Annotated in this window: 18 protein-coding genes and 1 pseudogene; 8 read left to right on the top strand and 11 right to left on the bottom strand. The window is 70.2% G+C overall.

Translation table 11 applies throughout. The features are described from left to right. Positions 1–136 precede the first annotated feature (136 nt). From IE140_RS08110 to IE140_RS08090, 5 genes are all read right to left on the bottom strand, one after another. The gene (locus IE140_RS08110) at positions 137–1,192 is read right to left on the bottom strand and encodes a LacI family DNA-binding transcriptional regulator (RefSeq protein ID WP_176741724.1); all 1,056 of its coding nucleotides are present in this window, start codon (positions 1,190–1,192) and stop codon (positions 137–139) included. After that, positions 1,177–2,853 carry a glycoside hydrolase family 13 protein gene (locus IE140_RS08105; protein WP_150195307.1) on the bottom strand — a complete coding sequence of 559 codons (1,677 nt, stop codon included), beginning with the start codon at positions 2,851–2,853 and terminating at the stop codon, positions 1,177–1,179. Before IE140_RS08105 ends, IE140_RS08110 begins: the two co-directional genes overlap by 16 nt. 108 nt (positions 2,854–2,961) lie before the next feature. Continuing rightward, entirely contained in the window at positions 2,962–3,840 is an 879-nt protein-coding gene (locus IE140_RS08100; protein ID WP_150195309.1) for a sugar ABC transporter permease, read from the bottom strand. Continuing rightward, positions 3,837–4,856, bottom strand: coding sequence for a carbohydrate ABC transporter permease (locus tag IE140_RS08095; RefSeq protein WP_150195311.1), 1,020 nt, complete (start codon positions 4,854–4,856; stop codon positions 3,837–3,839). The genes IE140_RS08100 and IE140_RS08095 overlap by 4 nt, the downstream gene beginning before the upstream one ends. A 19-nt stretch (positions 4,857–4,875) precedes the next feature. Further along, positions 4,876–6,147 carry an extracellular solute-binding protein gene (locus IE140_RS08090; protein WP_150195313.1) on the bottom strand — a complete coding sequence of 424 codons (1,272 nt, stop codon included), beginning with the start codon at positions 6,145–6,147 and terminating at the stop codon, positions 4,876–4,878. Positions 6,148–6,504: 357 nt separating this feature from the next. Here IE140_RS08090 and IE140_RS08085 point away from each other — a divergent pair, with 357 nt between their 5' ends. Further along, complete coding sequence (locus tag IE140_RS08085; protein ID WP_093439807.1) at positions 6,505–7,548, top strand: LacI family DNA-binding transcriptional regulator; 1,044 nt, start codon at positions 6,505–6,507, stop codon at positions 7,546–7,548. A gap of 76 nt (positions 7,549–7,624) precedes the next feature. Beyond that, positions 7,625–8,644, top strand: coding sequence for a phosphatase PAP2 family protein (locus IE140_RS08080; RefSeq protein WP_150195314.1), 1,020 nt, complete (start codon positions 7,625–7,627; stop codon positions 8,642–8,644). A gap of 81 nt (positions 8,645–8,725) precedes the next feature. On the opposite strand, the gene IE140_RS08075 is transcribed toward IE140_RS08080, so the two are convergent. Further along, entirely contained in the window at positions 8,726–9,946 is a 1,221-nt protein-coding gene (locus tag IE140_RS08075) for an alpha/beta hydrolase family protein (protein WP_150195316.1), read from the bottom strand. 199 nt (positions 9,947–10,145) lie between these two features. Next, entirely contained in the window at positions 10,146–13,142 is a 2,997-nt protein-coding gene (locus IE140_RS08070; RefSeq protein ID WP_093439815.1) for a bifunctional [glutamine synthetase] adenylyltransferase/[glutamine synthetase]-adenylyl-L-tyrosine phosphorylase, read from the bottom strand. 221 nt (positions 13,143–13,363) lie between these two features. On the opposite strand from IE140_RS08070, the gene IE140_RS08065 reads away from it, so the two are divergent. Then, positions 13,364–13,885: a pyridoxamine 5'-phosphate oxidase family protein gene (locus IE140_RS08065; protein ID WP_109178302.1), complete on the top strand. Its 522-nt coding sequence runs from the start codon at positions 13,364–13,366 to the stop codon at positions 13,883–13,885. On the opposite strand, the gene IE140_RS08060 is transcribed toward IE140_RS08065, so the two are convergent. Together IE140_RS08060 and IE140_RS08055 are read right to left on the bottom strand one after the other, a co-directional pair. After that, positions 13,878–14,672 carry a putative protein N(5)-glutamine methyltransferase gene (locus IE140_RS08060; protein ID WP_150196350.1) on the bottom strand — a complete coding sequence of 265 codons (795 nt, stop codon included), beginning with the start codon at positions 14,670–14,672 and terminating at the stop codon, positions 13,878–13,880. The genes IE140_RS08065 and IE140_RS08060 overlap by 8 nt on opposite strands. A gap of 253 nt (positions 14,673–14,925) precedes the next feature. Beyond that, positions 14,926–16,425, bottom strand: coding sequence for an MDR family MFS transporter (locus IE140_RS08055; protein ID WP_150196354.1), 1,500 nt, complete (start codon positions 16,423–16,425; stop codon positions 14,926–14,928). Positions 16,426–16,659: 234 nt separating this feature from the next. On the opposite strand from IE140_RS08055, the gene IE140_RS08050 reads away from it, so the two are divergent. Continuing rightward, the gene (locus IE140_RS08050; protein WP_150196351.1) at positions 16,660–17,259 is read left to right on the top strand and encodes an acyl-CoA-like ligand-binding transcription factor; all 600 of its coding nucleotides are present in this window, start codon (positions 16,660–16,662) and stop codon (positions 17,257–17,259) included. A gap of 57 nt (positions 17,260–17,316) precedes the next feature. Here IE140_RS08050 and IE140_RS08045 read toward each other — a convergent pair whose 3' ends face one another. Continuing rightward, complete coding sequence (locus IE140_RS08045; protein ID WP_100560306.1) at positions 17,317–18,111, bottom strand: GntR family transcriptional regulator; 795 nt, start codon at positions 18,109–18,111, stop codon at positions 17,317–17,319. Positions 18,112–18,272: 161 nt separating this feature from the next. Between IE140_RS08045 and IE140_RS08040 the strand changes: the two genes are divergently transcribed. The 3 genes from IE140_RS08040 to IE140_RS08030 all read left to right on the top strand — a co-directional run bounded on the left by IE140_RS08040 (position 18,273) and on the right by IE140_RS08030 (position 19,740). Further along, on the top strand, positions 18,273–18,611 hold the full coding sequence (locus tag IE140_RS08040) for a hypothetical protein (protein WP_150196355.1): 339 nt from the start codon (positions 18,273–18,275) through the stop codon (positions 18,609–18,611). Positions 18,612–18,733: 122 nt separating this feature from the next. After that, positions 18,734–19,030, top strand: a complete 297-nt coding sequence (locus tag IE140_RS08035) for a hypothetical protein (protein WP_093439829.1) — start codon at positions 18,734–18,736, stop codon at positions 19,028–19,030. A 245-nt stretch (positions 19,031–19,275) separates the two neighbouring features. Beyond that, complete coding sequence (locus tag IE140_RS08030) at positions 19,276–19,740, top strand: hypothetical protein (protein ID WP_150198130.1); 465 nt, start codon at positions 19,276–19,278, stop codon at positions 19,738–19,740. Between the two features lie 4 nt (positions 19,741–19,744). Here the strand turns inward: IE140_RS08030 and IE140_RS08025 are convergent. Then, positions 19,745–20,314 (bottom strand): annotated as a pseudogene (locus tag IE140_RS08025) (MerR family transcriptional regulator); the annotation flags it as partial. Positions 20,315–20,567: 253 nt separating this feature from the next. Between IE140_RS08025 and IE140_RS08020 the strand changes: the two are divergent. Further along, entirely contained in the window at positions 20,568–21,842 is a 1,275-nt protein-coding gene (locus IE140_RS08020; protein WP_032761776.1) for a GTP pyrophosphokinase, read from the top strand. Positions 21,843–21,927 lie beyond the last annotated feature (85 nt).

Raw genomic sequence — 21,927 nt, 5'->3', positions numbered from 1 at the left:
CAACGGTCTGGACCCCACGCGCCCGGCCGGCCGGGCCGGTCACGACAGAGAGAGGCACCCGGAGTCGCTACAACTCCCCGCCGGCCCTCCCTGGGCCGACTCCTGGTGCCTCTCCTGTACGTGTCCCTCTCGACTCCTACGCGCGTACCGCCGCCGTCGAGCCCCGTACGACCAGCTCCGGCTGGAAGACGTACTCCGTGCGCTGCACCGGGCTCCCGCCGATCTCCTCCAGCAGCGCCCCCACCGCGGCCGCCGCCATCGCCTGCACGGGCTGGCGCACCGTGGTCAGCGGCGGATCGGTGAACGCGATGAGCTGCGAGTCGTCGAACCCGACGACCGAGACGTCGCGCGGTACGTCGAGGCCTCTCCCCCGGGCCGCGCGGACCACGCCCAGCGCCATCAGGTCGCTGCCGCAGACGATGCCGGTGCACCCCGCGTCCAGGAGGGCGCCCGCCGCCACCTGACCGCCCTCGACGCTGAACAGGGTGGAGCAGACGAGCAGTTCGGCCTCGGAGCGGTCCATGCCGAGCACCGAGGCGGCCGCCGCCACGAACCCGTCCCGCTTGCGGCGGGAGGGGACGTAGCGCTGCGGGCCGATGGCCAGGCCGATCCGGCGGTGGCCGAGGTCGGCGAGGTGCTGGAGGGCCATCGTCACGGCAGCGTTGTCATCGGGCGAGACGAACGGGGCGCTGATGCGCTCGTTGTAGCCGTTGATCAGGACGAACGGTACGCCGCGCTCGGTGAGCGCGGCGTACCGTCCCGGGTCGGCGGAGGTGTCCGCGTGCAGCCCGGACAGGAAGACGATGCCGCCGACGCCGCGCTCGACGAGCTGCTCGACGAGTTCGTCCTCGGTGGCCCCGCCCGGGAGCTGGGTGCAGAGCACGGGGGTGTAGCCGTGCCCGGCCAGCACCTGTTCGACGGACTGCGCGAACGCCGGGAAGATCGGGTTGGTGAGTTCGGGCGTCACCAGGCCGATCAGTCCGGCGCTGCGCTGCCGCAGCCGTACGGGGCGTTCGTAGCCCAGGATGTCGAGCGCCGCGAGCACCCGCTGACGGGTCGAGTCCGCGACGCCCTGCTTCCCGTTCAGGACCCGGCTGACCGTTGCCTCGCTGACCGCCGCCTGGCCGGCGATGTCGGAGAGGCGGGGCGCGGCCGTGGTCCTGGGCGCGGGGAGTGTCACACCGTCCACCACACCGTGGTGTCGGCGGGCAGCTCGGCCTCGGCGCCGTCCACGGCGACCGGGGAGCTGGCGAGCAGCACCTGGCCGCGGGCGGCGATCCGGACCGGGGCGCCGGTGGTGTTGACGGTGCAGACGAAGCCGGGGCGGGCGAAGACGAGGACGCCTTCGGGGCCGTCCAGCCATTCGACGTCCGTGCCCGCGCCGAGGCCCGGGTGGTCGCGGCGGGCGGCGATGGCGGCCCGGTACAGCTCCAGGGTGGAGCCCTCCACGCCGGTCTGCGCCTCGACGGACAGCTCGCCCCAGCCGGCGGGCTGCGGGAGCCAGCTGCCGCCCTCGCCGAAGCCGTACGACGTGCCCTCGCGAGTCCAGGGGATCGGGACGCGGCAGCCGTCGCGGAAGCCGTCCTGGCCCTCGGCGCGGAAGAACGAGGGGTCCTGGCGGGCCTCGTCGGGCAGGTCGGTGACGTCGGGCAGGCCGAGTTCCTCGCCCTGGTAGACGTAGGCGGAGCCGGGCAGGGCGAGCATCAGCAGGGAGGCGGCGCGGGCGCGGCGCAGGCCGAGTTCGCGGTCGCCGGGGGTGCGGATCTGGGTGCCGAGGCCGGCCGGGTTGGCGTACCGGGTGGCGTGCCGGGTGACGTCGTGGTTGGAGAGCACCCAGGTGGTGGGGGCGCCGACCGGGCGCATGGCGTCGAGCGAGGAGTCGATGACCTTGCGGAGCTCGGCGGCGTCCCAGGCGGTGGAGAGGTACTGGAAGTTGAACGCCTGGTGCATCTCGTCGTGGCGCACGTAGTTGGCCGTGCGCTCGACGGTCGGCGTCCACGCCTCGGCGACGGCGATCCTCTCGCCCGGGTACTCGTCGAGGATGGTGCGCCAGCTGCGGTAGATGGCGTGCACGCCGTCCTGGTCGAAGAACGGCATGACGTCGTTGCCGAGCAGCTTGAGCTGGTCGTGGGCGCCGAGGTCGGGCAGGCCCTCGGCCTTGACGAGGCCGTGGGCGACGTCGACGCGGAAGCCGTCGACGCCCATGTCGAGCCAGAAGCGCAGGATGGAGCGGAACTCGTCGGCGACGGCCGGGTGTTCCCAGTTGAAGTCGGGCTGCTCGGGGGCGAAGAGGTGGAGGTACCAGTCGCCGGGGGTGCCGTCCGGGTTCACCGTACGGGTCCAGGCGGGGCCGCCGAAGATGGACTCCCAGTCGTTGGGCGGGAGTTCGCCGTTCGCGCCCTTTCCGGGGCGGAAGTGGTAGCGCTCGCGCAGGGCGGAGCCGGGGCCCTCGGCCAGGGCGCGCTTGAACCACTCGTGCTGATCGGAGGAGTGGTTGGGGACCAGGTCGACGATGACGCGCAGATCCAGGGCGTGTGCCTCGCGGATCAGGGCGTCGGCGTCCAGCAGGTTGCCGAACATGGGGTCGATGGCCCGGTAGTCGGAGACGTCGTAGCCCGCGTCGGCCTGCGGGGAGGCGTAGAAGGGGGAGAGCCACACCGCGTCGACGCCCAGGTCCTTGAGGTGGGGCAGGCGGGCGGTGACGCCGGGGAGGTCGCCCATCCCGTCGCCGTTGCCGTCGGCGAAGCTCCGCGGATAGACCTGGTAGATCACCGCGTCCTGCCACCAGCCGGTGCGGTGGCCCGGGGCGTCGTCGGACGTGCCGGTGGAGGGGGCAGCGAGGTGCTGGGTCATGTCGTCCCTGGGGTGTCTGGGTGGGAGCGGCGCCGGGACCGGGTCGGGGTTTCCGGCGCCGCCGTGACGGGTGCGGTGGTGCGTGCGGGTTCGGGCGTCCTGGCGGTGTCAGCCCTTGACTGCTCCGGCGGACATGCCGGTGACCAGGTGCTTCTGGGCGAAGAGGAAGACCAGGGCGGCCGGGATGGCGATGAGCACGGAGGCCGCGGTCATCGGGCCCCACTGGGCTCCGTACTGGTTGACGAACTTCTGGAGCCCGCCGGCCAGCGTGAGGTTCTCGTCCCCGACCAGGAAGGCGGACGCGTAGGCCACCTCGCCCCAGGCGGTGATGAAGGAGTAGAAGGCGGTGACCGCGAGGCCCGGCTTGGCCAGGGGGAGGATCAGCCGGAAGAAGGTGCCGAAGGGGGTGAGGCCGTCGACTTCGCCCGACTCGTCGATCTCGCGCGGGATGGTGTCGAAGAAGCCCTTCATCATCCAGGCGCAGAACGGCACCGAGATGGTGAGGTAGGTGATGACGAGTCCGGTGGGCTGGTTGAGCAGCCCCAGGGTCGACATGATGTTGTAGATCGGCACGATGAGGACGGCGACCGGGAACATCTGGGTGATCAGCAGCGTCCACATCAGTCCGCGCTTGCCGGGAAAGCGGAAGCGGCTGACGGCGTATCCGGTGGTGGCGGCGACGAAGACGCCGATCGCCGTGGAGAGCGCGGAGATGATCACGGAGTTGGCGAACCAGTTGAGGAACTCGGTGTCGCGGATGAGGTTCGTGTAGTTGACGAACGTCGTCTCGCGGAAGAAGTCCGTGGTGGTCGCGTACTTGGCGGGCTTGAGCGAGGTCAGCAGGACCCACAGCACCGGGAAGACCGCGATCACCGAGGCGGCGATCAGGGTGAGGTGGAGGCCGACGGAGGCGAGCGGGGAGCGCTCGCCGCGGAGGCGGACCTTGCGGACGGCATGCCGGGCGGTGGTGTCGGTCACGGTGGTCACCAGTTGTCTCCCTGGGAGCGCAGGACCCGCCGGTAGACGACGGCGAAGACCATCAGGAGGACGAGGATCAGCACGCCCCACGTGGAGGACTGCGCGTAGTCGCGCGGGCTGATCTCGAAGGAGAACTTGTACGCCTGGGTCACCAGGATCTGGGTCGCCTCACCGGGTCCGCCGCGGGTCAGCAGGAAGATCACCGGGAACATGTTGAAGGTCCAGATGGTGGAGAGCAGGACCACCGTGGTGGAGACCGGGCGCAGTCCGGGCAGCGTGATGTGGCGGAAGCGCTGCCAGGCGGTCGCGCCGTCCATCTCTGCCGCCTCGTACTGCTCGGAGGGGATGGACTGGAGGCCGCCGAGGAGGGCGACCATCATGAACGGGACGCCGAGCCAGACGTTGACGGCGATGACCGCGAACTTCGCCCAGGTCGGGTCGTTGAGCCACGGGACGGCGTCGATGCCGGCGCCGCCGAGGATCTTGTTGAGCAGGCCGCGCTCCTCGTTGTAGAGGAAGCGCCAGGCGAAGACCGAGACGAAGCCGGGGATGGCCCAGGGCAGGATGAGGGCCATGCGGTAGGCGGAGCGTCCGGCGATGCGGCGGTTGAGGATGTTCGCCAGGGCCATGCCGAGGACGAACGTGATGCTCACGCAGGAGACCGTCCACACCAGTGTCCAGCCGAGCGTGCCGAGGAACTGCGAGCCGGTCAGCGCGTCGACGTAGTTGTCGACGCCGATGAACTCGTAGGTGGCGGGGATCTCGTTGACCCCGATGGAGCGGGCGACGTTGCGCTCGTCGGCGTCGGTCATCGAGAGGTAGATGCCGCGGACCAGCGGGTAGCCGATGATCACGCCGATCACGAGGACGACCGGGGCGACCATGGCCCAGGCGTACCAGTGGACCGACAGGGCGCGCCGGAGGCGGCCGTGGGCCGGCGGTGGGGTGCCAGTGCCGCGGCTCCGGCCGCGGGCGGTGTTCCCGCCCGCGGCCTTCACCACCGACTGGCTGGTGTGGACAGCCATGAGTCGGCCAACCTTCCTGTTACTTCCAGTCCTTCAGGAGCTTGCGGTACGCGTCGCCGGTGGCCTTGGCGGCCTTCTCCGGAGTGGTCTGGCCGGTGAGGACCTTGGTGTACTCGACGCGCAGCGGCTCGAAGAGGCTGCCGCCCTCGGGGATCCAGGGGCGCTCGACGGCGGTCTCGACGACCGGCTTGAAGAAGCCGACGATCTCGCTGTTGACCGCTTGCTTCTTGGCGTACGCGGAGGTGCGGGTGGGCAGCAGGTTCAGCTCGCCGGCGGCGGTGGCCTGGCTGTCCACGGAGGTCATGTACTCGACGAAGGCGTAGGAGGCGTCGAGGTTCTTGGAGCCGGCGTAGACGGCGAGGTTGTGGCCGCCCTGCGGGGCGCCCTGGGCGGCGGAGCCGGCCGGGACCGGGGCGACGCCCAGGTTGTCCTTGTCCGTGAACTCGCTGCCGGTCAGGGTGTCGGCGACGGCCCAGGGGCCGTTGATCATCATCGCGACGTCGCCGTTCTTGAACGCCTGCATCATGTTCTCCCAGCCGTCCGAGGCGTCCGTCTTCGCGGTGCCGTCGTCGACCAGTTCCTTGACCGCCTTGAACGCCTTGACGCCCTCGGGTTTGTCGATGGTGACGCTCTTGGAGCCCGCGTCGACCATGTCGCCGCCCTCGCCGTACAGGAAGGAGAGGAAGTAGTACGGGTCGTCGCCGCGGAGGTAGAGGCCGGTCTTGCCGGTCTTGTCCTTGATCTTCTTGGCGACGGTCTTGAGGTCGTCCAGGTTGGCGGGCACCTCGACACCGGCCTCCTTGAACATCTTCTTGTTGTAGAAGATGCCCATGGAGTCGATGACCTGCGGGACCGCGTAGGTCTTGTCCTCGTACTTGGTGGACGCGACGGCCTGCTTGAGGAAGTCGTCCTGGTCCTTCAGGGCGGCGGTGCCGTCCAGCGGGGCCAGGTAGCCGAGGTTGGCGAAGTCCGGCGTCCAGGCGACCTCGGAGCGGATCACGTCGGGCGCGCCGTCGCCGGCCTGGGCGGCGTTCTTGAACTTGTTCTGTGCCTCACCGAAGGGCACGTTGACGTACTTGACGTCGACCTTCGGGTGCTTCTTCTCAAAGCCTTCGGCGAGCTTCTTGAAGACCTTGTCCTCGCTGCCGACGCTGGAGGTATCCCACCAGGTGACGGTGCCGGAGAGCTCGCCCGAGCTCTTGCTGCCGCCGGACTCGTCGTCGCTGCCGCAGGCGGTCGCCGCGAGCGCCAGGGCCGCGACCAGGGCGGTGGTCGTTATGCCACGTCGCATCTGAACTCCTTCAACTGCCGTACCGCTCCGTCGCGGCGCCGGGTCGACGTGAACGTAACAAGGATGAAAGACGACCGAAAGACCTTGCGGAAGATTTCTGCAAACCTTGGTGATCGTTACATTCGCGTGTCCTCAAGGTTGCCGTCAAGCCCCTTGACGACCACCACTCCCCCCTGGCACAGACGGGCGGGCCTGGCCATACCCGCAGGGCGACGACCCGACCGCGCTCCGCGATCCGGCGCCGCAAGTCCTTGCAAGCCGTTGCCGGAAGGCGCGTCGAACCTCCCTCCCGTACGGCCTCCGCACAGCCCCCCACACAGTGGGCAATCCGACACGGGCCCGGTACAGTCGCATCCCATGACCGCACGGCTTGCCGATATCGCAACTCAGGCGGGGGTCAGTGAAGCGACGGTCAGCCGAGTCCTGAACGGCAAGCCCGGAGTCGCGGCGGCCACCCGCGAATCCGTCCTCGCGGCGCTCGACGTCCTCGGCTACGAACGCCCGGTGCGGCTGCGCAGGCGCAGCGCGGGGCTGGTCGGCCTGATCACCCCGGAGCTGGAGAACCCGATCTTCCCGGCGCTGGCCCAGGTCATCGGCCAGGCGCTGACCCGGCAGGGCTACACCCCGGTGCTGGCGACCCAGACCCCCGGCGGCTCCACCGAGGACGAACTCACCGAAATGCTGGTGGACCGGGGCGTCTCGGGCATCATCTTCGTCTCCGGGCTGCACGCGGACACCTCGGCCGATATGCAACGGTACGAGCAACTGCGCGGCCAGGGGGTCCCCTTCGTCCTGGTGAACGGCTTCTCCGCCAAGGTGCAGGCGCCCTTCATCTCCCCGGACGACCGGGCGGCGATGCGGCTCGCGGTGACGCATCTGGTGGCGCTCGGCCACACCCGGATCGGCCTGGCGGTCGGCCCCAAGCGCTTCGTGCCGGTGCTCCGCAAGATCGAGGGCTTCCACACGACGATGCGGGAGCAGTTGGGCCTCGCCGAGGAGGAGATCGAGGAGCTGATCCAGCACTCCCTGTACACGCTGGAGGGCGGCCAGGCCGCCGCCACCGCCCTGATGGAGCGCGGCTGCACGGCGGTCGTGTGCGCGAGCGACATGATGGCGCTCGGGGCGATCCGGGCCGCCCGCCGGGAGTCCAGGGATGTCCCCCGGGACCTCTCCGTGGTCGGCTACGACGACTCGCCCCTCATAGCGTTCACCGACCCGCCGCTGACGACGATCCGGCAGCCGGTGACGGCGATGGGCCAGGCCGCGGTCCGTACGCTCCTGGAGGAGATCGGCGGGACGCCGGCCCCGCACAGCGAGTTCGTCTTCATGCCCGAGCTGGTGGTACGCGGCTCGACGGCCGCCGGACCCGGAGGCGGGTCGGGGTCGGCCCCTCGTCCCTGAGGTGCAGGACGTGCGACCGGAACCCGACCGGAGGATGATCGTAGGCAGAGGAAGCTCTATGGAAGACTCTCTGCCTATGGGTGAAACACAGGTGACAGCACAGGAAAGCCGGTCGACGGCCGGCGCTTCACCCATCGCGGCCGAGGCGGCCCCCGGGACCGCCGACGCCTCGTCCACACCTCCCCCGGCCACCGGGAAGACCGGTTGGCGGGCCCGAGTCCGCTCGCTGCGGATGCCCGGCCGCCCCCGGCTCTGGTTCGAGATCCTGCTCATCGCGGTCAGTTACTGGCTGTACTCGCTCGTGCGCAATGCGGTCCCCGAGCAGAAGGCTGCGGCCCTGCGCAACGCGGACTGGATCTGGTCGGCTGAGAAGTCCCTGGGTCTCGCCTTCGAGGAATCGGTCAATCACGCGGTCAATTCCGTGACATGGCTGATCGTGTCGATGAACTACTACTACGCCACGCTGCATTTCGTGGTGACCATCGGCGTCCTCGTCTGGCTCTTCCGCCGCCACCCCGGCCGCTACGCCGCGACCCGTCTTGTCCTCTTCGCGACGACGGCCGTGGCCCTGCTCGGCTACTACCTCTACCCGCTGGCACCACCCCGTCTGATGAACGGCGCGAACTTCATCGACACCGTGCTCGTGCACGAGACGTGGGGCTCGATGGCCTCGGGCAACTTCAAGAACATGTCGAACCAGTACGCGGCGATGCCGTCGATGCACATCGGCTGGTCGCTCTGGTGCGGTCTGACGATCTTCGCCCTGGCCTCGGTGCCGTGGGCCCGCGTCCTGGGCCTGCTCTACCCGACGCTCACCCTGGTCGTCATCGTGGCCACCGCCAACCACTTCTGGCTGGACGCGGTGGGCGGCATGGCCTGCCTCGCCTTCGGTTACGCGGTCTCCCGCGTCTGGTACGGCTCGCTGCCGCACCGGCTGCCGAAGTGGGTGCCCGGGACGACGAAGAGCCGGCTGACCGGACTGCGCGCCGCCCGCCTGCCCCGCCCGGCGTCCGAACCGGATCCGCAGCCGGAGCCGAAGCCGGGTGCGGAGGCCGAGCCGGAGGCGGCCGGGGCGGCCGGAGCGCGCAGACCGTAGTGCTCGGACGGTGAGGAACGGTGTGGCGCGCCACACCGGTGACGCCGGTCAGCCTTCCCCACCCGTCACCGGTGGCGTACTTCAGCCGGTCTTCGCCGACTCGTCGAAGAACCGGACGATGCGGGGCAGTGCCTGCCGCACCGATTCGTTGTGGTCGTAGTCGCCGACATCGGTCAGCCGGTGTGCGGCGCCGTTCCTCGTCAGCTGGTCGGCACAGTACGCCGCGTGACTGAAGTCGACGTCCTTGTCACCCCGGCCGTGGAAGATCTCCACCCGTACGTCCGGCCGCCAGTCGCATGTGTTGTCCATCGGGCGCAGCCTGTCCTTCAGAACACCTTCAGGCTTGCGGATCTTGTTCAGGAAGTCCTCGGTGAACAGGTCCTTGGACGCCGCCGGGAGTTCGCCGACGATCTGCTCGGCGGTGTGATGACCGTCGAAGAGACCCTCGACCTTGCTGTCGTACGGAGGCCGGAAGGCATCTCCGGGTGACGTGTAAAGGCCGTACATCCTGTTCCAGGCGGTGACGAAGTAGGCGAGGTAGATGCCGGATCTGGCGATCTTGTCGTCGGCCGCGGCGGCCTCGAAGGCCGAGAGGTTGTACGGGCCGCTGACCGGGGCGAGTGCCCCCAGCCGGAAGTAGCGGTCGGCACCCTCCTGCTGAAGCGCCCGGCCTACCAGCATGGTCGCGGGGCCGCCCTGCGAGAACCCGCTGACCTGTACCTTGCGCTTCAGCTCCCGGCCGTTCCAGTGGGCGAAGATCCGGGCCGCGCGCAGGCCGTCCACGGAGGCCGCGACGGTGGCCCCGGGGTCACCGTACGGGTGGAAGCCTTCGCCCGAGCCGAGGCCCACGTAGTCGGGCGCCGAGACGGCCCGCCCGGTCGAGGCGAACAGCAGGGCGACGAGTCGGTCGTTCGACTTCGGATTCTCCGAGGCGACGTCCTTGCGATAGACGGTGGTTCCGTGCAGCCAGGAGACGGTGGACAGGTGGCGCGCCCCGTTCTTGGGCAGGACGACGAGCTGGCTCGCGGTCGTGGGGGCGCCTGCGCTGTCAGTGGTGCGGTAGACAACCCGATAGGCGGTCACACCGTATCGGACCTGGGACGGGTCGATCTTCCCCCGGAGCTCCTCGGCCACTTCCTCCGCTGTGAGGTCGGCCGCCTGCCCGACGGAGACGACAGCCCCGCCCGGTACCCGCTCACGGTGGGAGTCGGCCACCGCCGAGACCGGAGCCACCAGGGCGGAGACACTGCCGAGGACCGCCGCGCCGGCCGCGATCCGGATACTTGTTCGCTGTAAAGTCATGGATGGATCATGCCCGTCGGCCGCTCCGCCGGGCCATGGAGCGGCCCCCCGGGCTGCAACGGGGGAAAACCCCCTCCTGGCCTTGGGGGAATCCAGCCCCTCCGGTGCTTGAGGAGCGGGATTCGGGCGGGGCCCCGAGGGGGCCGGGGCCGGGCAGAGCCCACTCGGGGGCGCCGGGGTCGGGCCCCGGGAACACCCCTCAGCCCGCCGCCCCGTAGAACCGCTCCTCCACCACCGCCCGAGCCCGCCGGGTGATCCGCCGGTAGTCGTCCAGCATGTCCCCGACGTGGCCCGGCTCGTACCCCAGATAGCGCCCCACCGCCGCGAGCTCCCGCGCGTCGGACGGGAACGTGTCGCCCGGCCGCCCCCGCACCAGCATCACCGCGTTGCGCACCCGCGCCGCCAGCACCCACGCCTCGTCCAGCGTCTGCGCCTCCTCCGCCGGGATCAGGCCGGCCGCGCACGCCGCGGCCAGTGCCTCGCGTGTCCGCGTCGTGCGGAGGCCGGGCTCCGCCCACCCGTGCTGCATCTGGATCAGCTGGACGGTCCACTCGACATCGCTCAGCCCGCCCCGCCCCAGCTTCGCGTGGAGCGTGGGGTCCGCGCCGCGCGGCATCCGCTCGGACTCCATCCGCGCCTTGAGCCGGCGGATCTCGCGTACGGCGTCCTCGCCCAGCCCCTCCATCGGATACCGCAGCGGATCGACCAGCTCGGCGAAGGCCCGTCCCAACTCCGCGTCGCCCGCCATGTGTTCGGCCCGCAGCAGCGCCTGGCTCTCCCAGACCAGCGACCAGCGCCGGTAGTAGGCCTCGTACGACTTCAGCGTGCGGACCATCGGCCCGGTCCTGCCCTCGGGACGCAGATCGGCGTCGATGAGCAACGGTGGGTCCGCGGTCGGCAGTTGGAGCAGTCGCCTCATCTCCCCCACGACCGCGTTGGCCGCCCGCCCGGCCTCCTCGTCGCTCACGCCCTCGCGCGGTTGGTGGACGAAGAGGACGTCGGCGTCGGAGCCGTAACTCAGCTCGTGTCCGCCGAAGCGGCCCATGCCGATGACGGCGAACCGGGTCGGCAGGGTGTCGCCCCACCGCTCGCGTACGGCGGCCCGCAGCGCGCCCGCGATGGTGGCGGCGTTGAGGTCGGTGACGGCGGAGCCGACGCGGTCGACGAGGGCCCCGTGGTCCTGCTCGGCGGGGCTGTCCTCGGTGCCGTACGAGCCGATGAGATCGGCGGCCGTCGTACGGAACAGCTCCCGGCGGCGCACCCCGCGCACCACCGCGACGGCCGACTCCGCATCGCCCGCACGCCCCACCGCGGCCAGCACCTCCTGCTCCAGGTGCTCCCGGGTGCGCGGCTTCAGCCCCTCCGGATCGCCCAGGATCGCCACCGCCTCCGGGGCCCGCATGAGGAGGTCCGGGGCGAGGCGGCCGGCGGAGAGAACCCGGGCGAGGTTCTCCGCGGCGGCGCCCTCGTCGCGCAGGAGCCGCAGGTACCACGGGGTCTTGCCGAGGGCGTCGGACACCTTGCGGAAGCCGAGGAGCCCGGCGTCCGGGTCGGCCGAGTCCGCGAACCAGCCGAGGAGCACCGGCAGCAGCGTGCGCTGGATCGCGGCCTTGCGGGTCACCCCGGAGGAGAGGGCCTCCAGGTGCCGCAGGGCGGCCGCCGGGTCGGCGTACCCGAGGGCCTCCAGACGGATCGCGGCGGCCTTCGCACTGAGCCGGGACTCGCCGGGGGCCAGCTGGGCGACGGCGTCCAGCAGCGGCCGGTAGAAGATCTTCTCGTGCAGCCGCCGTACGACGGAGGCGTGCCGCTTCCACGCCTTGTTCAGCTCGGCCACCGGATCGGTGCGCATCCCGAGCGACCGGCCGAGCCGCCGCAGGTCCGCCTCGTCCTCGGGGACCAGGTGGGTGCGGCGCAGCCGGTAGAGCTGGATGCGGTGCTCCATGGAGCGCAGGAAGCGGTACGCCTCGTCGAGCTGGGCGGCGTCCGCGCGGCCGACGTACCCGCCCTCGGCGAGCGCCCGCAGCGCCTCCAGGGTGGAGCCGCTGTGCAGCGAGGCGTCGCTGCGCCCGTGCACCAACTGGAGGAGCTGGACGGCGAATTCGACGTCGCGCAGCCCGCCGGGTCCGAGCTTCAGCTCTCTCTCGATCCGGTCGGCGGGGATGTTGTCGACGACCCGGCGGCGCATCTTCTGCACGTCGGGGACGAAGTTCTCCCGGTCGGCGGCCCCCCACACCAGCGGCGACACGGCATCGACGTACTCGGCACCCAGCTCGGGGTCGCCGGCCACCGCCCGGGCCTTCAACAGGGCCTGGAACTCCCAGGTCTTGGCCCAGCGCTGGTAGTAGGCGAGGTGCGAGCTGAGGGTGCGGACGAGCGGCCCGTTGCGGCCCTCGGGGCGGAGGTTGGCGTCGACCTCCCAGATGGTGCCCTCGACGGTGGTGTCGGAGCAGATCCGCATCATGTGCGCGGCCAGCCGGGTGGCGGCCTGCATGGCCTTGGTCTCGTCGACCCCGTCGCGTGCCTCCCCGACGAAGATCACGTCGACGTCGGAGATGTAGTTCAGCTCCCGCCCGCCGCACTTGCCCATCGCCACGACGGCGAGCCGGCACTGCGCGGCGTCCTCGGGCGCCGCCGTGCGGGCGATGGCGAGCGCGGCGCGCAGGGTGGCGGTGGCGAGGTCGGCCAGCTCGGCGGCGGTCTGGGCGAGACCGGTCGTCCCGCACACGTCCCGGGCGGCGAGGGTGAGCAGGCACCGGCGGTAGGCGACCCGCAGCGAGTCCGGGTCGACGGCGTCGGCGAGCCCCTGCTCGAATTCGGCGACCCCGGGGTGCAGGTCGGCCGACTCGTACGTGACGAGGGCCTGCCAGTCGCGCGGGTGCCGGGCCAGATGGTCCCCGAGCGCCTCGGACGCGCCGAGGACCCCGAGGAGCCGGTCACGCAGGGGCTTGGCGGTGACGAGGGTGTCGAGCAGCACCTGCCGCTCGCCCTCCTCCCCCGCTTCCACGATCCGGACCAGTCCGCGCAGGGCCAGATCGGGGTCGGCGGTGGCCCCGAGCGCCTCCAGGAGGACCGGATCGGACCGTACGGAGGCAAGCGCGTCCAGGTCGAGGAGCTGCTCGGCGGCGGACGGGTCGGTGAATCCGTGCCGCAGCAGCCTGGTGAACGTACTGCTTCTGCGCCCCGGCGCGGTCGTCATCCCGTGCTCTCCTGCCAGCCGAACCCGAACTGCGTCACTGCTCGCCGCTCCCTCGCCGCGTCACAGCTCTCCGAGCCTAGTCCTGTACCGATGAATTCGGGACGGCGGCGGAGTCCACCCACGGGGAAAACACCTGACAGCACCCCGTGACAGCACCGATTGACACCACAGATTGACAGCACCGTTTTTGACACCGCCGCTGGACACCACCCGGAGGAACCATGTCCACGACCGAGCAGCCCCCGGCCACCGAGCTGGACGCCCGCTACAGCAGCGAGGGGGCGACGGCCCGCCCGTGGCCGGAGGCGGCCGCCGTGCTCGCCGATGCCCCGTTGTACTGGCTGTCCACCGTCCGCCCGGACGGCCGCCCCCACGTCACCCCGCTGATCGGCGTCTGGTCGCAGGGCGCCCTCCACTTCTGTACGGGCCCGCAGGAGCGCAAGGCACGCAATCTGGCGGCCAACCCCGAGGTGATCCTGACGACGGGTGCGAACACCCTGGACTCCGGCTTCGACCTGGTGGTGGAGGGCCGGGCGGACCGGGTGACGGACCACGAGCGGCTGACCGCCCTGGCCCGGGAGTGGGAGGCGAAGTACGGCGCCGACTGGCATTTCGGCGTCGAGGACGGCAGCTTCGTCCAGGCGGAGGCGGGCCACGCCCATGTGTTCGCGGTCCACCCCCGTACGGCGTTCGGCTTCGGCAAGGGGGAGCCGTACAGCCAGACGCGCTACCGCTTCACGTGACCCGCCGGGCCGTCCCGATGACGACGGTGGCGTAGAGCTCCTCGGAGACCAGGACCCGCGGGGTGAGCCCGGCGGCGCGCAGGATCCCGACCGCCGTGTCCCGCTGCCGCTCGCCGGCCTCGACGAGGAGGCTGCCGCCAGGCGCGAGCCACTCGGGCGCTTCGGCGGCGACCCGGCGCATGACGTCGAGGCCGTCGCCGCCCCCGTCGAGGGCGACGCGCGGTTCGTGGACGCGGGCCTCGGCGGGGAGCAGTTCGACATCGGCGGTCGGAACGTACGGAACGTTGGCGAGGAGCACGTCGACGCGGCCCCGCAGGCGGGCGGGAAGGGGGTCGAAGAGATCACCCTCGTACACCTCCCCCAGGCCGCCGACGTTGCGCCGGGCGCAGCGCACGGCGGCGGGTTCGACGTCGCAGGCGTGCAGTTCGGCGGTGTCCGACGCGGCGGCGAGGGCGACGCCGAGGGCGCCGGAGCCGCAGCAGAGGTCGACGACGACGGACCGGCGGGGGGCGAGGGCGGCGGCCTGCGCCACGAGGAACTCCGTACGCCGCCGGGGCACGAAGACTCCGGTGTCCACGGCGAAGCGGCGACCGCGGAACTCCGCCCAGCCCAGGACGTGTTCGAGCGGAAGCCCGGCGGCGCGGCGCTCGACGAGGGCGGAGAGTTCGTCGGGGGAAGCGGCGGCCTCGTGGAGGAGGACGGCCTCGTCCTCGGCGAAGACGCAGCCGGCGCGGCGGAGGGCGAGGACGGTGGTGGAGAGGGTGGTGCTGAGGGGGTGAACCGACATGCGAGCGAAGCCTTTCGGGAAGTCCGATGGGCGCTCGACGATCGTCCTAGTCCGTCCGGCCGGCTTCGGTTGCTGCCGGCCGTCCGACGTGATCGCGCGGGGTGAGCACCCAGCCTGATCCAGCGGTAATGGGTCTCACCTCCTCGGCCGATCGCGTCGTTCCCCGTGGCGTACGGGGGTCGTAACAGTACAGCAGCCCGCTTCCGCACCCGTGCGGGGCGCGGAAGCGGGCTGGACGAGCCGTGCGGGTGACTTACAGATCCACGCTGTCCCGCAGCTTCGTCGGCGTGAGGAACAGCGACGCGACGACGCCGATCACGGCGATTCCGGCCGAGATGAGGAAGATGTGGCCGGTGGCGTCCCCGTACGCGGCCCGGACGACGTCCTGGACCTGGGGCGGCATGGCGGCGACGTTGAGGGTGGAGCCGCCGGAGCCGGAGGCGGCGGGGTCGATGCCGAGCTTCGCCAGCCCGTCCGTGATCTTCGTGGAAACCTGGTGGGCGAGGACCGCGCCGAGGACGGAGACGCCCATGGTGCCGCCGAGGGAGCGGAAGAAGGTGATGGCCCCGCTGGCCGCGCCGATCTCGCTGAGCGGCACGGTGTTCTGGAGGACGAGCACCAGGTTCTGCATCGACATACCGACCCCGAAGCCCACGCCGAGCATCCCCAGCGACACCATCACGAGCGAGGTCTCGTGGTCGATGAAGGACAGTCCGAGGAAGCCGAGGGCGAGGACGACGACACCGGCGACGATGAACGGCTTGACCTTGCCGGTCCTGGAGACCAGCCGTCCGGCGACGGTGGAGGAGACGAGGACGCCGGCCATGAGCGGAATGGTGAGGAGCCCGGCCTCGGTCGGCGAGTAGCCGCGCCCGATCTGGAAGTACTGCCCGAGGAAGACCGCGCCCCCGAACATGGCCATGCCGACGGCGAGGCTGGCGACGATGGCGAGGGCGGGGTCGCGACGGCGGACGACGTGCAGCGGAACGACGGGCTCCTTGACCCGGTTCTCCACGACTACGGCCGCCCCGAGGATGACCACGCTCCCGCCGACCATCAGTCCGCTCTGCCAGGAGATCCAGTCGAAGTCGTCGCCGACGAAGGTGACCCAGAGGAGCAGGAGGCTGACCCCGGCGGCGATGAGCGAGGCCCCGAGGTAGTCGACCTTGGTGTCGGGCCGGCGGACCTCGACGAGGTGCAGGGTGCGGGCGAGCATCACGGAGGCGAGGAGGGTGAAGGGCACGGCGATGAAGAAGCACCAGCGCCAGCCGAGCCAGGAGGCGTCGGTGATGAACCCGCCGAGCAGCGGCCCGCCGACGGTGGCAACGGCCATGACGCCGCCGAGGTAACCGTTGTAGCGCCCGCGCTCCTTCGGGCTGATCATCGCGGCGATGATCACCTGGACGAGCACCTGGAGCGCGCCCATGCCGAGCCCCTGGACGGCGCGGAAGGCGATGAGCTGCTCGGTGGACTGGGCGAACCCGCACGCGACCGACGAGACGACGAAGATCCCGATGGATATCTGGAGCAGCAGCTTCTTGCTGAACAGGTCGGCGAGCTTGCCCCAGATCGGGGTGGAGGCCGTGGAGGCGAGCAGGGTCGCGGTGACGACCCAGGTGTACTGCGACTGCGTGCCCTCCAGGGACCCGATGATCTGCGGCAGCGCGACCGAGACGACGGTGCTGCTGATCATCGCCACGAACAGCACGATGAGCAGCCCGCTGAGGGCCCGCAGGACGTGGCGGTGGTCCATGGGTGCGGCGGCGGGTGCCGCGGCCGGGGCGGCGGTGTCTGCTGCGCTCACGCGCAACCTCCGGAAAAGTTCGTACGAGAGGCCCGTCAGCGGTGTCGGCACCGGGTCAACCAGAATCCGTGCACGACCCCGTACGGGAGGGAGAAGGCTTCACCATACATGCACAGTGAGCAATTTTGCCCACTGAGCAAGAATCTCACACCTGGGGGGCGCACCCGGGGGATAATGCCCCCCATGGACAGCAGCACCGCGGGCCCGGGACTCCGGGAACGCAAGAAGGAAGCCACCCGCCAGGCGGTGCACGAGGCGACCCTGCGCCTGACGGTGGAGCACGGCTTCGACCAGGTGACGGTCGAGGCGGTGGCGGACGCGGCCGGGATCTCCCGCAGAACGTTCTCGAACTACTTCACCAACAAGGAGGACGCCCTCCTCTACGGCGAGGAGCAGCAGATCAGGGCCCTGGTTCGCACGGTCCGCGACCGCCCCGCCGACGAACCCGCCTGGCCGGCCCTGCGCGCGGCGGTGGCCCAGTTCGCGGACCGCGTGGCACCCCCGGAACGCGAATGGGCGATCCGCACCCGCCTGGCGATGCGTCACCCCTCGCTGCTGGCCCGCCAGTTGGCCAACCACGCCACCCTGGAACGCGACCTGGCCGAAGCGGTGGCGGCCCGCCCCGGCCCGCGATCCGCCCCCGTCCGCCCGATCGTCCTGGCGGCGGGCTTCCTGGCCTCGCTCCGGATCGCGATGCGGATGTGGATCGAGGAGGACCTGGCGCGGGAGCCGGCGGCGGTGATCGACGAGATCCTGGACGAGATGGGGCGGGGTTTCGCGTGAGGGCGGGGGCACCGAAGGGTCAGGCCTGTCAGTGAACCCGCCCCCTCGGCAGCCGTGTCAGGAATCCGGCTGGTCGGAGTCCGGCTGGTCGGAGTCGGGCTGGTCGACGCGGATCTCGTAGGCGATCTCCCAGCGGATGTCCGGCACGACGACGTCCGCCGTCTCCACGGGGCGACCCTCACGGTCGAAGTAGGTGCGCTCGATCTCGATGACCAGGTCACCGATGGAGATCCCGAGCAGGTTGGCCTGTTCGCGCGTCGCACGGGCCGGGCGGGGCAGTTCGATGCCGGTGGCGATGTCCACACCGATGGAGCGCATGCGCTGCACGACGCCCATCCTGCCGTGCGGCCCCATCTCCGGGAGCAGGACCGGTGTCCCGTCCGTGATGGCCATCGGCTCCCAGCTCTTGGCGAGTTGCACGGGCATGCCGTCGGCGAGGAACTCGTAGTCCGTCACGACGCAGAGGTCGCCGGGCTCGATCGCCAGGCGCTCCGCGATGTCCTCGGGCGCGGGTACGCGCGCCACGCTCGTGCACTCCCAGTCCGCCTCGTGGTCGAGCTCGGCCATGTCCGAGGCGAACGGACTCCTGTTCCGCTGCTCGCGGTGGCGTGAACGGACCATGCGCCGGCGCTCGCGGGCCCGGCGGACGTACGTGCCGGAGCCGGCGCGGCCTTCGAGGATCCCCTCGATGATCAGACGCTCCATGGCCCGCTGCGCCACGGACTGACCGACGCCGTACTCCTCCGCGAACCGCGCCCGGGACGGCAGCTTGTCGCCGACGGCCCACTCACCGGCTCGGATGCGAGCCCGCAGCTTGTCCGCCACCTGCAAGTACGGCGTATCACGTGGCATTTGAGCAGCTCCGTGTGTTCGGCGTCGATATGGGCGTCGCTGGTTGACAAAGCTAACCCATCAGGTTGAAGCTGAGTATTCAGCATTACATGGAGTGACATTCGGTTCACCAGGGGAGAAGTGTGCGCTCTGCACAAGCGCGGGTCGCGGCGCTGACCGGCATGCTCGGCGCCGCCACAGGCACCGAACCGCGCGTGGCCGCCGACCTGGACGTCTTCCGCGTCGAGGCCGATCTCCCCGCCGAGTTGAGCGCGACCGCGCACGCGGCCGTCCTCGCCGCCCTGGCCACGGCGGACCGCTACGGCCACACGCGCACCCGCGCCGCCGAGTACGTCTGGGCCGAGATCAGCAGAGAGGCGAACGTGACCACGACCGAATCCCCCGACACGGCCTACCGCGCCCTGCTCGGCCATACGACGACCTGCACCGCCTGCCGGACCGGGGCGATCTGCCCCGACGCGGCCAAGCTCGTCCGCGTCTGGCGGGAGACCCGCCGATGAGGGGGACCGATGAGAGCGCCCCGGTCTCATCGGCCCCATCGCACCCACCACACCCACCAGCGACGGAGGCACCTGATGCGCAGCACCCGCCAGGCGTTACCGGCACCACCCGGGAGGCCTGGATGATCACCCTCTCCGCAACCGACGTCCTCGACTGCGAGGCGTGCTGGAACGCTCCGGTCACCGCCGCCCGGCAGACCGCCGCCGGCCGCGACCTGCTCTGCGAGGAGTGCGCGGAGGGCGACTACCCGCGCCGCGTCGACCTCTTCCCGCCGTTCGGTATCTACGGCCTGACATCCCGCAAGCTCCTGAACGACGGCCGCCACGGCAGCGGCCCCCCGAAGCTCCCGCCCCATCCTGGCCCACCGCTGCCCAACCCTCCCCCGGCCCCGTCACCGCCGGGGACCCCGCCGGTGTAGGGCCCGGCGCCCCGCCCTGGCCGGGGCCCGTTGTCAGTGCCGCCCACTGGATTGAGCGGTGGCTGAAGACCGGTCAGACCTTCGAGGTACGCGGTCAAGGGGGGTGGGCACAAAGGTCCCCGGGAGCCACCTCGGGACTATGTCGCAGGCCGTGGATTCCCACCCCCCTCATCCCGACTCCGTGCCCGGGGAGGGACAGCACGCCCTCTGGCCGACGGGCCGGCGAGGCTTCTACTCTCCGGTCCATGGAATGGACAGCGTTAGCCGCCACAGTGCTGGGAGCGGTCATCGGCGTCGGCAGCACGCTCGTCACGGACCGGGTGAGCTGGCGACGGGACACACGCGAGCGGGACAGGGAGACGCTGCGCACGGTGGCCGCGCAGTTCCTGGAGGCCCTGACCGAGGCACGCGACGCCATAAGTGATGCGAGCCGGTCGGAGCACCTGCCTGTGGCGGAACGGGCCCAGCTCGCTCGCGCCGGCACCTCGGCGCAGGGAGTGCACGCGAAGCAGTACCAACTGGAGCTGCTGGCCACGCCCGAGGTGGCCGAGTCCGCCAGGGACGCCTCCTACCGCCTGCTTCTGTACCGGGACGCGGTGGTCGCGGGGCACCTGCGGGACGACTCGGAGTGCACGCAGGCACGGCGCGCCTTCCGGGAAGCCCGCCAGAAGCTGATGACGGACATGCGGTCGTCCCTGGCTCCCCGCTGAAGCCGGCGGCGTCGACGCGATCGGATTCCTCCCGCAGCGCGGGATGCGTGGCCAGGGCGACGAACCGCGTGGCCTGGACGGCTGCTCCGAGCGGGCCGAAGATCCGCTCGGTGACGAGCAGGGTGTCCAGGTCGGCCCGGCGCAGGGAGCCTTCGGGCAGGCCCTTGAGGCGTTCGGTGACGAATTCGGAGAGCAGGCCCACCCGGCTGCCCTCGACGCGCATCCGCTGCACGGCGGTCCGTTGCCGCCGCAGTTCCGCCTCTCGCTCGGCGAGGGAATCCTCCACGCGCGCCAGCACGGCCTCGATGCCGTCTCCGTCCTGCGCGTCGGCGGGGTCCTCGGCGAAGGCGTCGCGCATGTCCTCCAGCGCGATCCCGGCATCGGCCATCCTGCGGATCCACAGCAGGCGGATCATGTCCTCGTAGCCGTAGCGGCGGCGGTCATCGCCACCCCGCTCCGGCTCGGGGAGCAGACCGATCCCGTGGTAGTGGCGGATCGCCCGTGGTGTGCAGCCGGCGAAGGCCGCAGCGTCGCCGATCTTGACCTGACGGGGTGGCACGAAAGACGCGGGCACGGGCGGGGACCTTCTCTCAAGGGATCGGGGCGTACGTCCACCGGACCACATGACGCTACGGAAGGTGCAACTCTCTCCCTGGCGGGCATAGCTGTCAATTCTGAACGAACTGTCCAATAACTGTGCTCCTGGTCGGCATCAGCGCCGGCAAGCCAACTTCCTTGAAAGCGCAATCTTCTCCGGCCCTCTGGGGCATCCTGTCACTTGACGCATAGTGCAGCACTACTCCGTAGACACGACGATGGGTCCGAGGATGCACCTGGTAGAGGAATTCATTTCCAGATACATCAGAGAGTACGACTTCTACAGCCAGGCCGCCCGGCTGGCAGCCGAAACGCTGGAGAGCAACCTCCACAGGTCAGGAATCCGCTGCATCGTCACCCATCGCGCCAAGGACATATCCCGGCTTGCCGAAAAATGCGAGAAGCGCAACGCGGAAGACCCTTACAGGCAGATAGAAGACATCTACAGCGACATAGTCGACCTGGCAGGGGTGCGCGTCGCCCTCTACTTCCCCGGAGACCGGGAGCGCGTGGACAGAATCATCAACAGGTTCTTCCACCTCCTGGAGGAGAGACGGGATTTCCCTGATTCCGGAAAGGTCAACCCTTCCAAGAAGTTCTCCGGTTACTCCGCCGCTCACTACAGGGCCCAGCTGTCCGAACGCAGCCTGGGGGACAGCGACAAGAGGTACGCCAAAGCGCGGGTCGAGATCCAGGTCGCCTCGGTCTTGATGCACTCGTGGTCCGAGGTGGAGCACGACCTCATCTACAAACCACTCGAAGGAGGCCTCTCCGAGGAGGAACTCCATATCCTGGACCAACTCAACGGTCTGGTCCTGGCCGGTGAGATCGCCCTCGAAATGCTGCAGAAGGCAGGAGAGGTCCGTGTCGCCAGCACCGACCGCACCTTCCTCAACCATTACGAACTCGCCGCCCATATACTCGCCCACGCGAACAAGGAACGCAAAAGTCCGGTCGGAGAGTCAGGCCTCGGCCGTGTCGACCTCCTCTTTCAGCTTCTCACCGACCTGGAGTTCAACACACCCAACTCACTGGCGCCCTTCATTTCATCCCTCCACGAAAATCTGGAAGAGCGCCCACTGGCCGATCAAGTCATCGATGCGATAATCTCCGAGGATCCTGAGCGGTACCGAAGGTTCGAAGAAATCCAATTCCAGATGAGCTTCTCGTCCATGAAGCCTCCTTCTTCCGACCAGCCCACGGTGTCCGAGGAAATCGTTGGTCGGTTCTGGTCCAAATGGACAGCACTGGAGAAGACCCTGCGCGAGCTCGCAGTCCCGGACCCCGAGGACACGCGCTTCATGGGTGTGGGGGCTCTCATCAACAGGATTCCGAACCTCACCGAACCTCTCAAGCGTGAACTCGACTACCTGCGGCGCATCAGGAACGACCTGGTCCACAGCGGTGAAACACCCGGGGCGGCCTTCCTTCAGGAGGCGATCGAGAGGATCGTCGCCGTCACGGCCCGGCTGTCCAAGCTGAAGGAGCCTCCACAGACCGGGTGAGCAGCCGACCGCCTCGGCACATCCCGCGACGGCCCGCGGACGGCCCGGCGCCCACCGGAACGCCCTGGGCCGGAGGCTCACCGCC

The organism is Streptomyces parvus (assembly GCF_014648875.1).
In the GTDB taxonomy this organism is placed as follows: domain Bacteria; phylum Actinomycetota; class Actinomycetes; order Streptomycetales; family Streptomycetaceae; genus Streptomyces; species Streptomyces parvus.
The sequence above is the reverse complement of the archived record's forward strand: the minus strand, read 5'-3'. Positions and strand labels throughout refer to the sequence as shown.